This window comes from Flavobacterium limi (assembly GCF_010645075.1).
In the GTDB taxonomy this organism is placed as follows: Bacteria; Bacteroidota; Bacteroidia; order Flavobacteriales; family Flavobacteriaceae; genus Flavobacterium; species Flavobacterium limi.
Map to the genome: position 1 here is coordinate 86,712 of NZ_JAADZV010000013.1, position 14,800 is coordinate 101,511.

A 14,800-nucleotide genomic window follows, 5' to 3' on the forward strand; every position below is an offset into this window, starting at 1 on the left:
AGATTTGTGCAGCCAAACAAATCTCTGCAAGTAATACTAAATTGATTTACATTTTTTAAGCCAGATCCTTACATAATTATTACAGAAATGCTAACACTTGTTGAGTAGTAGCCGAAGAATATTAACTATTCGTTTTTATGAAGCTTAATATTAAGACAGGATTTCTTTTTTAAAATAATTAAAAAAAATTACATATATCCGCGCCCATCAGAGTAGCTGAGCCTTCGGAAAGTTATACTTGAAAAAATCGTGACTATTGCCAGGACAATAAAAGTATAATGAAATGACTGCGTTATACTGAATCCCATAGCTTGAGATCCAAAAAACGACAAAATCAAACTGGCCGCAGATACTCCAAAACTAATAGACAATTGCTGCATAATGACCAACATAGTATTGCCGCCACTTTTAGTATTTTCATCAAGATCTACTAAGGTGATGGTGTTCATAGCCGACATCTGGATTGAAGTGAAAAAACCGTAGAAAACCATCAGTATGATGTAATATACTAAAGGTGTATCTCTTTCTACAAAGCCTAATATAATTAAAACAATTCCCAATAACACCGTATTGCTGATTAATACATTTCGATATCCTAACGCTTTAATAATACGAACCATAAAAGGTTTAATGGCAACATTAGCAAGTGCTGAAGGAAGCAATAACAATCCGGAAACAGAGGCAGAATATCCAAACCCTGTTTGGAGCATGAGTGGCAGTAATAATGGTAATCCTCCAATTCCTAATCGGGTAATCAGGCTTCCTGTCAATCCTACTCTAAGTGTCTTAATGTTCAAAAGTCTTAAATCAATAATTGGTTTTTCAGTTTTTTTATAATGATAGTAATATAACGCCGCCAATGCATTAAAAACAAATAAACCGCCAAGAATAATGAACCAATTGCTCAGACCACTGCTTACCAGCTCTAACATCATGGTAATTACAATCAAGGCAAAACTAAAATAAACCAGCCCTCGAAAATCAAATTTCCCAACGGCTTTTTTAAAATTCGGCATGATTCTTTTAGCCATAGAAATACCAATAATTCCAATAGGAACATTAACCAAAAAAATCCAGTGCCAAGAAAGATTATCCGATAAAAATCCTCCCAAACTTGGTCCTACGACCATACCGAGCAGACCAAAAATCGTGATAAAATTCATTGTTTTTAAAAGCCTGCTTTTTGGATATTGATATAATATTGCGAGTCTTGCAATCGGTACCATCATTGATGCTCCAATTGCCTGCAAAACTCGTGACAGGTTAAAGGTTAAAAGATTGATTGAAAGCGCACAGCATAAAGATCCTGCTACAAATAAGGCAACAGCAATCATAAACATGGTACGGGTGCCGAACTTATCGGCAAGCCAGCCAGATAGCGGAATGAATAGTGCAAGTGTCAGCGCATAAGTTACGATAACAGAATGCATTTGTGTTGGAGAATATTCCATGTCTTTCGCAATAGAAGGCAGTGAAGTATTGAGTATAGTACCATCAAGCGACTGAATGAACATTGCCACCGCAGTTACCCACGGCAGTAAATGGACCGCAGTACGCTTTTTCTTTTTTTTAATCTCTTTCTCTTCTTCTTTAGTAAACATTTACTGCATATATGGTAATTAATACTAATTATCAATAGTTTAATGTATTGAATTGAACATTGTCAATTTTAAATATATAGGGTTATTAATTTAATGAGTTGAAAATCAATACACACTATTTAATCCGGTAGCTCTTCAATACTTTTTGGTTCGACCCTGGTTGAGCATTCATATGATGTCTGAACTTACTAGATGTTTCATATGCCAGTTTTCGAACACGCATGATGTTTCCTAAAGGACGGTGCTCGGGCAGGCAATGAAAAGGATTAAAACTCAAAACATCATCTGCATACACCCGTCTTTCGGGACTGAAGGTCTGCTGAGGCTGAAAACTGATTCTTGCAACAGGCTGGTAAGGACTTTTATCTTCAGGCCATTGTACAGATCCGTCTTCAACAGGCATAATTTCAAGATCGGTGCAAAGCTGTGCGCCCATTTCATATTCCGCGATTCCGGTTTGAAAGAAATCCGAAATAATTCTGGTCAGAAAAGCATTTTCATCTTCTTCTATTATTTCATTATCAATCTTTTTTCCTGACAGCGCTTTTACATTTTCAGACAACGGTTTGACATTTATCTTGGCTACGTAATCTCCAAAACGCAATGCTGCCATACTGAAATAAGTGTCTCCCAGAACATGCGGGCCTGGTGCGCTCAATTCATTGGTGTCGTCTGCCAGACCTACTGCTGCCAGAACGTTCTGTACCTCTACAGCAGCCTTTTGCGCCACTTTCTGAAATAATTCACCTCTATTTGCCTGACTTTCCAACCCTTCCTGCATTTTAAGATATTCCTTAATAATTCCCGTTGGTATGATTGGGTAATTAACCAGCAGAAAATCCTGCGTAAGGGCATCAGATAGTTCCGGAAGCAGTTTTTCTCCTTCAACACCAATAATTTTTATAGCCATACCTCTAAAGGCAGACATTTTATCTGGTACTATAGATCCCTGAGCTGTAGAAAAGCGGACAATTATCGGATACTTTTTAGGAATACTGAATAATCCCTGCGTAATATGAACTGGAAGATTTTCATATACCTGGAGTTCACCTTTTAATATCGCGTGACTTTTAGAATGGGCATCTCTGATCGCATGTCTGTATTTTTCATACATAAGGCGGTTTACCCTTGCCATTGAATCTACAATTTTCTGACTGATTTCCTGTTCGTCAGGCTGTATTGTTTCTATAGTATTATTATAAAGGAGGTAGGAATTAAAATCAGTCATGTTATACTTATTCGTTTATAAAATTTATTTTTTTATTGGATTAAAAACTGCTTGCTGCAACGAAAACTTTTTGGAAGGAACATTATTCCCTTCTGTCAGTTCGCTGAAATTGGCATTCATAATCCAAGTTTCATTTCCTGACATCGCCGCTGTGGATGGAAAAGCAAAGCGGTCTTCTATAGATGTAGATTCTGTTGCCTGTGCTGAAACCCAATTGTCAGCAGTTTTTATTTTAAAAATTTTATTTACCCCTCCGTTCTGCACTAAAGTAAGGGTGTTTACATCATTTAAAAGCAGTCCGTCTGCACTTGGAAAAAACTGATCTATTTTAACTTTTGCTGCTTTTTCAGGATTTGCAATTTCAATTTTTACTAATGCTCCTGTCCCGTTATTAGCCACAAGAAGAAATCCCTGCGGATGAAATACAACTCCGTTAGGTCCGACACCTGCCGATTTAAGCAGTTCACTTTTACTGAAGATAGATGCTTTTCCGGAACTATCCACCTTATAAATAACATCGGCATAACTATCTGTGATATAAACATTACCCTTATCATCAAAAGTAAGATCGTTTGGAAAATGCTCTCCCGGAACAAGGCCTGACAAATCAATATCAGAAGTTTTCTTTCCGGATTTTAGGTCAATAATAACCAATCTTGCCATTTTCTTTTTGGTATCAGGAGTACTGAACTTGCTATAGTTGGCATCACCAGAACATACATACAGTTTTTTACAGTCAGGATGTACTTTCAGACCATAAGTAGATTTCAGTGATTTATCTGCATACAATTCTGAATATTTACCCTCTTTTGTAACTTTCCCAACTGTTCCTAAGCGTGCAGAAGAAACATAAAATTCATTGGCAGTCTTGTTAAAAGCCACGCCTTCCGGATAGGATTCCGGCGCTTCGAACTCGATACGTTTAGTAGGTTGCTGTGCCCAAGCTGTTTGGATAATCAGTAATGATATGATTAACTTTTTCATGATTTTATTTTTGTTTAAGGGAATAAATAATGCCATTGGCATCATCAGAAATGTATACTATATTTTCTCCAATTATAACTCCTGCAGGTCTTCCAAAACGTTCGTTTCCAATTAGAAAACCGCTTAAAAAATCCTCTGATCCTACTGCATTTCCCTTATTATCAAATTTGATACGCTGTACTTTGTAACCGCTCGGATTTTGTCTGTTCCATGAGCCATGCCAGCAGATCAAAGCATCACCTTTATTTGACCCTTTATCAAAAAAAGCAAAAGCAATCGGAGCGCTATGCGCAGGAAATTCCAAAACAGAAGGCTGTGTAGGTTTAACCCATCCTTCTTTTGTATTTCCTACAGGGTCTTCCCTGCTTTTATCTACTTCCTTTTTCCCATAAGCAAAAGGAAAACCGTAGTTTCCTCCCATTATAATGTGATTAAGTTCTTCGGGAGGCCATTCATCCCCTTTGGTATCACCGCCATTGTCTACTCCCCACATTTCTTTAGATTCCGGATGCCAGTCAAAACCAATGGTGTTACGAAGTCCTGATGCATACAATGTCCTTTTCCAAGTCTGCGAGTCTACCTGTAACATTGCGGCAGTTTCTTTGTCGCTTTCTTTACAATCATTGCAGACGCTTCCCACTGAAATATATAATTTACCATCAGGACCAAAATCCATGGTTCGGTTGGCATGCTGTCCGCCGCTCGGTAAATCTTTAATGAGCGTGTCCGCCACTTTTCCTAACGTACCGTCGGGATTTACAGGATACCTCAATACTTTATTGTTATTGCACAGGTACATATAATTGTCTTTTGAAGTAATACCATGCACACCTGGAAAGTCTGCGACACGAATCATGTCTTCAAATTTTCCGTCTTTGTCTTTATCAGTCAGCATTAGTACATCACCGGCATCGCGTCGGGTAACATAAAGTTGTCCTTGTTTTCCCAGATAAAGCATTCGCGGTTTTCCAAGTCCTGTAGCTGCGGGAGTAACTGTCCAGCCGTCAGCTGTCTTGAGACCCGATGCCAGATTACTGGTATATTCCATATGCGCTGGAAAATTGGTAATGGTGGTTTTCATTGTATTTTCCCTGGGAGGGATTCCTTTCTGCCCAAACATTTTAAGGCTGATGCAGCTGAGAATAAGTATCAGCAGCAGTAAAATTTTTATTTTCATATAGTTGAATTATTTATTAAATAGAATAAAAAACCTGTATCGCATGATACAGGTCTATTGGAGTTTTTAATCTATCTTTTTATTCGTCTTCAGCCGCCGCATCAAAATTGATGGTATTGTAGGCAGCTTCTGTCAGTAAAGTATCAGCCTCTTTTTCTTCGGCTAAAGTTTTCTCAAGCAGGAGCACCGCATCATCTTCACCTAAAGTAGTTGCAAATGCTGCAAGAGTGCCGTAGGCGGCAATTTCATAATGCTCGATTTTTTGTGAAGCAGCGATTATACCGGCATCTCGCACAGGTCCTTTTTCTGTTTCTTCAATAATGCTTTCGCCTTCTTCAATCAGCCCTTCCATGGCATCGCATTTTTTTGCCGTTGCTTTCTCACCGATCAATGAAAATACTTTTTCCAGTCTTGCCGTCTGTTCCTGCGTTACGGATAGATGGTCATTTATTGTTTTTACAAGATTTTCTGAAGTGGCATTTTTTGCCATCTTTGGCAGCGCTTTTGTAAGTGCTTTTTCTGCCCAGTATATATCTTTCAAAGAATTGATAAATAATTCTCGCAAGCCGTAGGCTGCAGTAGACTTAGCCTTCGCAGCTCCGCTTTTTGTGCCAGCAGTTTCAGTTTTGGATTTTGCAGGGCTTTTCGTGGCCGTGGTGTTTCTTTTTGCAGCTGCTGTTTTCTGTGTTGCAGTTTTCATAATTTTAGCTTTTTAGTTCCAACCAAAATTACTCTGTCCATTAAATTTCCTATTACATAATATCGGAATTCTTTTACAGCTTTATAATCTGCTACAAACGAAGCATATCTCTGGGTATCGGCGAGATCGTCATCATTTTGTGCTTGAAAGTATTTTACCAATAAGCCGGCAGGTCTAAATAAGTATTTATCTAAAAATGGTTATTATACAGGTTTTAGCTTTAAGAATATCCTCGGTTGCATTCTTAAGCTTGATTTGATTCCACACAAAAAGCTAAGACGAATAACCAATAACCTATGATATTTTGACGCAAAATTTAAGGAAGACCTATTTTTACCAACAATATCAAACCTCTTAAAAGTTTAAAAAAAATAGTTATATTTTAAATACAAGATAGTACTTCAAAGAGCCAATGAAAGGCAATGCTATGTCGATTATAGCAATCTATTCCAAACTCTATATAATATTTTTGTAGAATTGTATCTTAGTCTGCCCGCATAAACCAATTAAGTATTATATTTTTTATATATCAATCCCCAACAGGACAACCAAACCAAATTCACCAAGCCAATGAAAGACAGCCCCCTACTTCCAGTAAAACAATCTCTTCAAATCCCCAATAAAATGGCTTGTAATCTGTCCTTTACGGGGCACTCAACAGCCAAATGGCGCCAATTAAAGACAATTGGCGCCATTTTTTATTTGCATTATAAAATACCTTAATCCCTTTTTTTTTATTAAAAATCTCTCTCACTAAAAAAAAATGCAAAAGAACACCTTTGACAAAAAATATTTTATAATCATAAACTAATGATTCGAAAGCCTACACATATAGAAACAGCGAGTGTGCAATAAAATTATGACTCTTTAATATATTTAAATCATTGAATGCTGATAAGTATTAATCTTACTAACTTCACGATTACAAATTCCTGTCCAGCTTACTAGCCCCGATAGCAGCAGAAATCCTTCTGCGCCGGGGTTCAGTGCAGAAGATTGGAGCGCATAGCGGAAACACCTCCATAAAAATAAAATTAAAACAGCATAACACAATTCAATGTGCTGCCCACAGCCCTGAAGAAATCCGGCTGCTGCAGAGGATGGAAAATGGCTCATGCCCTGCCATAAGGGCAAGATAAACGGCTGATGCCGCTGATCTTCCACACCAGCCAAAGGGACATGTTCAATTTTTATGAAAATCAAAAGCGCTGAGAAGAAAAAAAATGTAAATTAGCCTGCATTTACCTGCATCATATTTAAAAGCCGTCCGATATACCATGAAATGGATTACAAGGGAAAGACCTAAAATAGACCGCATTGCATGTCCGTGGCTCATCCGCAGATTTGTAGACCGCCAAGCTGAATTCATTTACGTCCCCTACAGCGAGGTTCTGGAAAAAGCCAAAGAACTTGATGCGGTTCCCTTTGATATTCCTGGTGTAGAGTTTACGCACTATAACGAGCAGTGCACCTTTGACTACATCGTTAAAAAATACAGCATTGATGATCCTGCCATTGCAATTATAGCAGGAATTGTACGCGGCGCAGACACCGACAGGCATGATATTGCAGCAGAATCAGCCGGGCTCTGGGCGGTTTCAGCCGGGCTTTCCTACAATATCACCGATGATTACAAGCTGCTGGAGAGCGGTATAGTCCTCTATGATGCCCTCTACAGCTGGGCCACGCATCTGCATAAGGAGAAACATCTCCAGAACAGCCCTTTTGAGAATCTCCTGCACGAGGTGTACCAAAAATTTCTGGCCGAAAAAAAGCCAAACAAAAAGACACCGCCCTGGGTAAAAGAACTCAAGGAAATGCTTCAGGACCAGATCGACACCCAGTTTAATTTCGACCTCAGACAGATCTCAAATGACCTTGAATTAAACCCCTCTTATCTCTCAAGGGAATTTTCCAAGTATTTTGACGACCTGAATTTTGGCGATTACATCCGTAAATTGAGAATTGAGAAAGCTGTAAGCCTTATTGAGAATTCCTCCTACAGCCTAACAGAAATAGCCTATATGACGGGCTTTTCCGACCACAGCCATTTCACCAGGATTTTCAAACTTCAGACCGGCAGAAATCCTTCTGCATACCGAAAAAAATCACCTAAAAAGTAAACCAGATACAAAAAGTAAATAACCTTCTATTTCTATCGGTTTAGTATATATAGCTTTGTCTTATGAAACAAAACTATATCATTGAAATGAAACCTATTTTACTTTTTGTATTGCTGTATATAAGCACAGCCGCTTTTGCTCAGGAAACCTATCCGAGGATCACAGGATATTTTGGGATCTACCACCCAATAGTGACAATCTCTAGCGAGCAGACCAATCTAAACTTCCGGGATTATTATGCCGTGGGATTCCCAACAGGAATAAACATCTGGAAAAGTTCCAAAATAGGCTTCTCGTTTGAGATCGTTCCCAATATCAGGATCCAGGGCAGCAGCGACAAAGTAACCAATACGGTATTTCATCCCGGCGTTTTAGTAGCTTTGGGAAAAGGCTACACTTTTGCCGGAAGACTGGCCTTTGAAAGTGCAGGCAGATACGGCTTCACTCCTGTACTGAACAAAACTTTCATAAAAAACAAAAACAGCAGCTATTTCCTGGCAGTGCCCCTGCCCGTGCGTTTTGGCAACGATCATCCCGCGACATTTACCGCCGGAGTGCAGTTTGGAATTGCTTTTTAAAAAATCATACAATGGAACAAAATAAAAAATACAGCTTAAGGTCGTTGGTGCTTTATTTCTTAAAATTAGGCACGATCGGCTTTGGCGGCCCTGTTGCCCTGGTGGGCTATATGCATAAAGATCTTGTTGAAGACAGAAAATGGATTTCAGAAGAGGAATACAGGGAAGGCCTGGCATTGGCACAGCTGGCTCCAGGACCCCTGGCGGCGCAGTTGGGAATCTATATTGGATTTGTACATTACCGGCTTCTTGGGGCCACACTGGCAGGATTTGCTTTTGTATTGCCCTCTTTTATAATGGTGGTCCTGCTGGGAATCGTATATAAATTGTATGGGGGATTGTCATGGATACAGGCTGTTTTCTACGGTGTGGGGGCTGCCGTTATTGGAATTATTGCCCTGAGCTCCTATAAGCTGACATTAAAATCCATAGGCAGGTTCAATGTGGAGTCCTTTAAATCAAAATGGCTTTTATGGCTGTTTTTCTTCCTGGCGGCAGTCATTACCTTTCTGACCGAACAGGAGCAGGTTCTGTTATTTATAGCCGCAGGAATCCTATATATGATTGTCAAGGCTCCGCCTGAATGGTGGAATGGAAAAACCGTAAATTCAATAGTGCTGCTGCAGGCTGCCTTTTGGAATTACGAAAGTTCAACCCTTACAGAAATTGCCATTTTCTTTGCTAAAGCCGGAACCTTCGTCTTTGGAAGCGGGCTGGCGATCGTTCCCTTCCTGCATTCAGGAGTTGTGGTTGACAACCACTGGCTGACAGAGCAGCAATTTTTGGATTCTGTTGCTGTAGCCATGATTACCCCAGGTCCTGTTGTGATAACCGTTGGATTTATCGGTTATCTTGTCAATGGATTCCTTGGAGCGCTGGTGGCCGCACTGGCAACCTTCCTGCCCTGCTATCTCTTCACCATTGCCATGGCTCCCTCATTTAAAAAAATTGCACAAAACAAACCCGTAAAAGCGTTTGTGGACGGGATTACTGCGGCAGTTGTAGGGGCGCTTGTCGGGTCGGTAATCGTAATTGCAAGAAGGAGCATTTTTGATATTCCGACTGTACTTATCGCTTTTTCCAGTATCTTAGCGCTGCTATACATAAAGAAAATCCAGGAGCCGTATATTATTCTTATAGCCGCTGTAGTGGGCATAATCATAAAATCAGTAATAATATGAATAGGAAAGATTTTTAAAAAATCAGGTACGTTTCTCGGGGCAGCGGCATTGGTACTTCCCACAGCCAATGCTTTTTCAAACAATTTAGCCCATAACAATATTGATAAGCTGGCAGACGCAGATGGGAATTACATCCAGCAGACCCTTCCCTACAATGAAAATTTCCTGGAGCCTTACATGGATTCTGAAATGCTTCACCTGCATTACACTTTTCAGCACGGCGGGGCTGTTAAAGGTGCTAATAAAGATCTGCAGATGATAAGAAAAGCTTTGGAGCAAAACAATCTTGAAACTGTTGATTTCTGGACAAAAAATTATCCTACCACTTTTCTTCCCATATACTGCATTCTATTTTTTGTACCAACCTTACCCACAAAAGCAATCTGCCAAGCGGCAGTCTTTTAAAGCGTATTGAAAAAAAACTTTGGAAGTTTCGATAACCTTAAAGTTTTAATTGCAGCGACCTCCAAGAATGTAGATGGCAATGACTGGGAATTTTAGCCTATCAGCCTTATAGTGACAGCCTTGTAGTGCTGCAGTGCGAAAATCACGAAAAGCCTACCCAGTGGAGCAATTCCAATCCTTGTAATTGACGTATGGGAGCACGCATATTATTTAAAATACAAACATAAACGCACTGACTTTGTGGATGCCCTGTTCAATATCATAAACTGGGATAATGTTGCACAACGTCTCAATGAGGCCGAAAAACTAACAAAATAAATCCATAAATGCACGGCAGTACATAAAAACCAAAATTCGGAACAGTATTCAAACACTAAAAATGGCGGATAATTAAACTGCTGTTTACCGGTAAATAAAAGCAGGTAAAATTTACATTAACAATTACCTGCTCAATAACCTGGCCCCGATAGAAGCAGAAATCCTTCTGTGCCGGCCGGGGTTAGGTGCAGAAGATTGGCTCGCCAGTTCCCTTGCGCCCCGGTGGAGCGTACAGAGGGGAAAGCTTCCAAAAAAAATATTAAATCTAAAATGAATATACTAAAGAAAAATTGAGACAAAAAAGATAGGATCTTAATTTTTTCGCCAGTTTCTGTCTGCATGTCCATTCTTGTCAACCGACCACCTGCCGGAACCTTCCATCAAAAGAAAAATTGCTCCAAGCAGCATTGCCCAATCTGTCCTGCTCTCATGAAGCATTTTCCAGAAACCATCGTTTTTAAAAATTTCAGTTTTTGTTGTGGTGATCGCAGCAAGCATAATGATGATAATTGGAATGCTTGCCAGCCTTGTAAAAAGTCCAATCAGGACCAATATGCCGCAGAGTATTTCAAAAGAACCAACGATATTGCCCAAATATTCAGGGAATGGCAGGCCGATTTTGGCAAATCTCACTGCTCCCAAAGTTTCAGGAAATAAAAATTTCTGAATTCCTTCTGAAAGAAAAACTGCCCCGACCAATAAACGGATTATAATAGTTGTTTTAGAATCATTTGTATGTATCAGCTTTTGCATCATAATTATTTTATTTGAAAGTTTTGGCTAAAAAGGCTGGTTCATGGAAACTTAAAATTCTTTTTCGCCAAATTCACTGGCTGGAAGTTTGTTTTTACTGGTCAGTTTATTGAAATTATAGCTGAAATTCAGCAGCAGAACATTGGTTTCATAAATATAGTTGGTCGTTGTATAAAAGTCGCTTCCATAAGTGGTAATCCTCTGCTGGTTTGTTCCCATATTGCCTAAGCTGATGTTCTGCCATTGGAATCCTAAACTGCCTTTGCCGTCCAAAATGGTCCTTTTTAGTGACATGTTCGGAACCAAAAAGCGTGAGTCTTCTCCCTGGGCTGTAGGTTTTTCAGAAGTATAATTCACATTGGCAGTAATGCTCCAGTTCTTATCTAAGCTGAATGTGCAGTTGCTATTCAGCGAATACACCCAGTCCGAATTATCGACAGTTGATGCTTCGCCCAGAACATCCAAACGGCCATTTATTCTATAATTGTACATATTGGCGCCAAGATAGAGGGACACCCATTTCCATGGTTTAAGATTGGTTCCCATTTCAACACCATATAGTCTTGCCCTTTCTGCATTGGTATAGACCCTGTTCAAAATGGTGTCATTGTAAACGCTATTGACTCTTTGAACCGGGTTTTTAATGTTTTGATAATACAATGTTGCAAACAAAGTTCCTTTTTTGAAAGTGTGGTTTATTCCCAGTTCGGCCAAGTCGATAAATTGGGGCAGCAAATCAGGATCTCCCTGTTCTAAAGTTTCGGAGTGCTCTCTTTCAGGTATTGGATTTAATTCGGAATTATTATTGCGCTGCACTCTTTTACTGTATCCCGCTTTTGCATTCCAGGAATCATTGAAAGCGTATAACAAATTGGCCGATGGAAAAAGATTGCTGAAATTCAAACGATGAGGATTCACATCAGTAGACAGCACTACTTCCCTTTGCGCATATTCATAACGCAAACCGGCTATATAGCTTAGTTTTTCTGATTTTCCCGAATACTGCGAATAAACAGCATTGATATGATTGTTTGTTCTGGCGGTTCCTCTGAACCATGAATTGTCAACCGGCGGAACCGGTTCCGGATCCACAGTATAACCAAATGTTCCGTCCTGTTTGTCTTCTCTATATTGATAACCGCTTTCCAGTTTTCCCTCGCCAATAGCAACTGTGTAGTCTAATTTCAATCGATAGCCGTAAATAGGATTGGAATACGGATTGTTGATTTCCTGAAAAACAGTTTCTTTGGCAGGATAATCCATGTTTAAATTAACTGTATTCCCGTATAAATCGGCATGTTCATAGAGCGCGGAAACAGTTAGGGCGGATTTGTTGATAAAGGTATGCGTATAATCAAAATTAGCTAAAGTAAATTTTCCTTCTTTTGTCTGCACATTTGAGTTGAAGTACGTTAACTGGTTCAAAACAGCATTACTAATCAAGTCGGAAGTACTGTTTCTGTAGACAAGATCGGCTCGTCGGGACTGAAACTTCCTGCCTAAATAAAACCCAAAATTGAAGGAATTATTTTTATTGGCTGTATAAATCAATGCTGTTTTGGCAGAATAATTATATTTATCAAAGCTTCTCTCGCCATTAGAAGGAAATCTTGTAATGGTATTTGCATCAAAATCTTTGGTATAGGCATCACCTTCCCGATAGCCATTATTGTCGTTTCTTTGATAATTGGCTGTAAGAGAAAGGTCTATTTTATTTTTTTTATAATTGGCCGTGATATCACCGCCAAAACGCCGCGGTTTTTCTAAATTATCATAATCATCCGTACTGGGCAGTCCTCCCGTTAGATTTGCAGATATGGCAAAACTATCCGCACTGCCTTTAGTAGTCACAATATTGATGATGCCGCCTTTTCCATCGGGATCGTATTTTGCTGAAGGTGCAGTAATCAATTCAATGTTTTGAATTGTATTTGCCGGCAGCTGGCTCAGTATGGTTGCAGGATCCGTCAGCACAGGCTTGCCGTCGATAAGCACCATAAAACTATTAGAACCTCTAAAACTAATGCTGCCTTCTCCATTTACCGTGACTGATGGCAGGTTTTTTATAACATCAACGGCCGAACCTCCTTTCGCGGTTTCGAACTGGCTCGCTTTGTATTGCTGTTTGTCAATTTTATTATAGGATTTTGCTTTCCTGCCTCTCATCACGACTTCATTCAATTCCTGAGCGCCAGGTTTTAATCTGATGGCTCCAAGTTCTGTATTTTTGTTATCCTCGACTTTAATATTTTCCAATATCTGCGATTCGTAGCCCACAAAGTAAATTTTGAGTTTGTAGCTGCCCGATTTAATGTTTTGGATAGAAAAATTTCCATTTTTATTGGATACATCACCTTCAATTACCGAATTGTCAAGGGAACTTAGCAATGCAACGCTTGCATATTCTATAGGAACTGCATTTTGATCGTCTAAAATGGTGCCCTTTATGGAAGCTTTTTGTGCTGATATGGTTTGTATAAAAAATAATAAGAGAATGTTTAATAAGTATTGTTTCATTAGTTTATGATCTTTTTCCAATCGGTAAATTTGCAAACTATTTTTTAATAGTCAAAATAAAAGCCTATTTATTATATAGGATTAATATATTTTTGATATGAGAATAAATCCTAAAGTAATTTTGAATCTATCAGAAATTGGACTTGATGCATTTTCTGCACAAAAAAATTAAGGCGGCTATTAAATAAAATTTAGCTAACCATTTGAGTATGAAATTTTGGTCCAAAAAATTCAGGAAGACTTTTTAACCAAATAAATTATCATATTCCTAAAAAAGTTTCTAAAAATCAAATATTATTTTTAGCAACAATAATTCATACAGCCAACGAAAGACAATTCTAGCTTAAGGATAACAATCTTTTCAAATCCTCAATAATATTTGTAGAATTGTACGTTAGCCCACTGCCATTAACCAATTAAGTTTTTATATTTTTTGTATCGATCCCCAACAGGACAACTAAATCAGATTCACTAAGACAATGAAAGACAGCCTCTACTTCCAGTATGACAATCTCTTCAAATCTTCCATAAAATGGTTTGTAATCTGTCCTTTACGGGTCACTTTAAAAACTCTAAATCAATGATTTAGAGTTTTTTTTGCTTCCATAATTTCCAAACAATATATTTTACACCCGCCATAATGATATAGATATGACTCATCCATTCTTATTCTAAGTCTATTGAAATTTCGATCTGAATTTTTATAAATAAAATTTTCAAAATTTAAAATATAATCTCCGACCAAATCATCATAACTTAAAACCGTAAAATCTGGAAGATTTAATCGTTTTAAAAATTCAACTAAAGCTATATCTTCTAAATCATCTAAATCATTACTTAATCCTTTATATTCTTCAAGAAAATCAGTTTTATCTTCATTGAAAATGTAATCTGTATCAATATAAAAATTAAACAATTCGTCAAGCGTCATACCCTCTTTACATATCTTTTGTAATTCTTCAACCGCATAGCGGATTTCATTTTTATATGGAATTATCAAATGCCCATTTTTGTAAAAATGTGGTATTTTATCATCAATTTCTAATTTTTCATCTGCATAAATAATAGTAATATATTGTCCCATTTTTTGATTAATTAAGTAAGCAATAAAACGAAAATACTAATTTAAATTTGGATAGAGGATGTTTTTCGGCCTGATAACTTTTCTGCCACAAAAGCTAAGGTGAATTTTAACAAATATCAGCTATCTATACTTTTTACTGAAGCGTGGATCA

14 protein-coding genes are annotated in these 14,800 nt (G+C 38.3%); 5 read left to right on the forward strand and 9 right to left on the reverse strand.

The genetic code is table 11. The features are described 5' to 3' along the window. Positions 1-188: 188 nt before the first annotated feature. From GXM16_RS20905 to GXM16_RS20930, 6 genes are all read right to left on the reverse strand, one after another. Positions 189-1,601 carry an MFS transporter gene (locus GXM16_RS20905; RefSeq protein ID WP_163396442.1) on the reverse strand — a complete coding sequence of 471 codons (1,413 nt, stop codon included), beginning with the start codon at positions 1,599-1,601 and terminating at the stop codon, positions 189-191. Between the two features lie 115 nt (positions 1,602-1,716). Then, positions 1,717-2,829, reverse strand: a complete 1,113-nt coding sequence (locus tag GXM16_RS20910) for a catalase family protein (protein ID WP_208797405.1) — start codon at positions 2,827-2,829, stop codon at positions 1,717-1,719. Between the two features lie 24 nt (positions 2,830-2,853). Continuing rightward, positions 2,854-3,813 carry a gluconolaconase gene (locus GXM16_RS20915; RefSeq protein WP_163396443.1) on the reverse strand — a complete coding sequence of 320 codons (960 nt, stop codon included), beginning with the start codon at positions 3,811-3,813 and terminating at the stop codon, positions 2,854-2,856. Positions 3,814-3,817: 4 nt separating this feature from the next. Further along, positions 3,818-4,990, reverse strand: a complete 1,173-nt coding sequence (locus GXM16_RS20920; protein ID WP_163396444.1) for a PQQ-dependent sugar dehydrogenase — start codon at positions 4,988-4,990, stop codon at positions 3,818-3,820. A 79-nt stretch (positions 4,991-5,069) separates the two neighbouring features. Next, positions 5,070-5,690: a YciE/YciF ferroxidase family protein gene (locus GXM16_RS20925; protein WP_163396445.1), complete on the reverse strand. Its 621-nt coding sequence runs from the start codon at positions 5,688-5,690 to the stop codon at positions 5,070-5,072. Then, entirely contained in the window at positions 5,687-5,851 is a 165-nt protein-coding gene (locus GXM16_RS20930; RefSeq protein ID WP_163396446.1) for a hypothetical protein, read from the reverse strand. Before GXM16_RS20930 ends, GXM16_RS20925 begins: the two co-directional genes overlap by 4 nt. Before the next feature lie 1,116 nt (positions 5,852-6,967). On the opposite strand from GXM16_RS20930, the gene GXM16_RS20935 reads away from it, so the two are divergent. The 5 genes from GXM16_RS20935 (at position 6,968) to GXM16_RS23110 (ending at position 10,295) form a co-directional block, all read left to right on the forward strand. Beyond that, a complete protein-coding gene (locus GXM16_RS20935; protein WP_163396447.1) occupies positions 6,968-7,813 on the forward strand; it encodes a chromate resistance protein ChrB domain-containing protein in 846 nt (281 codons plus the stop codon). A 62-nt stretch (positions 7,814-7,875) separates the two neighbouring features. Next, positions 7,876-8,391 (forward strand): hypothetical protein, encoded by a 516-nt coding sequence (locus GXM16_RS20940; protein WP_229684407.1) that lies wholly within the window; start codon positions 7,876-7,878, stop codon positions 8,389-8,391. An 11-nt stretch (positions 8,392-8,402) separates the two neighbouring features. Next, a complete protein-coding gene (locus GXM16_RS20945; RefSeq protein WP_163396448.1) occupies positions 8,403-9,572 on the forward strand; it encodes a chromate transporter in 1,170 nt (389 codons plus the stop codon). Positions 9,573-9,620: 48 nt separating this feature from the next. Then, positions 9,621-9,977: a hypothetical protein gene (locus GXM16_RS22935; protein ID WP_229684408.1), complete on the forward strand. Its 357-nt coding sequence runs from the start codon at positions 9,621-9,623 to the stop codon at positions 9,975-9,977. A 183-nt stretch (positions 9,978-10,160) separates the two neighbouring features. Continuing rightward, on the forward strand, positions 10,161-10,295 hold the full coding sequence (locus GXM16_RS23110) for a Fe-Mn family superoxide dismutase (RefSeq protein ID WP_229684412.1): 135 nt from the start codon (positions 10,161-10,163) through the stop codon (positions 10,293-10,295). A gap of 312 nt (positions 10,296-10,607) precedes the next feature. Here GXM16_RS23110 and GXM16_RS20955 read toward each other — a convergent pair whose 3' ends face one another. The 3 genes from GXM16_RS20955 to GXM16_RS20965 form a co-directional block, all read right to left on the reverse strand. After that, positions 10,608-11,051, reverse strand: a complete 444-nt coding sequence (locus GXM16_RS20955; RefSeq protein ID WP_163396449.1) for a DoxX family protein — start codon at positions 11,049-11,051, stop codon at positions 10,608-10,610. A gap of 48 nt (positions 11,052-11,099) precedes the next feature. Next, on the reverse strand, positions 11,100-13,565 hold the full coding sequence (locus GXM16_RS20960) for a TonB-dependent receptor (protein ID WP_163396450.1): 2,466 nt from the start codon (positions 13,563-13,565) through the stop codon (positions 11,100-11,102). Positions 13,566-14,142: 577 nt separating this feature from the next. Next, a complete protein-coding gene (locus GXM16_RS20965; protein ID WP_163396451.1) occupies positions 14,143-14,649 on the reverse strand; it encodes a hypothetical protein in 507 nt (168 codons plus the stop codon). Positions 14,650-14,800 lie beyond the last annotated feature (151 nt).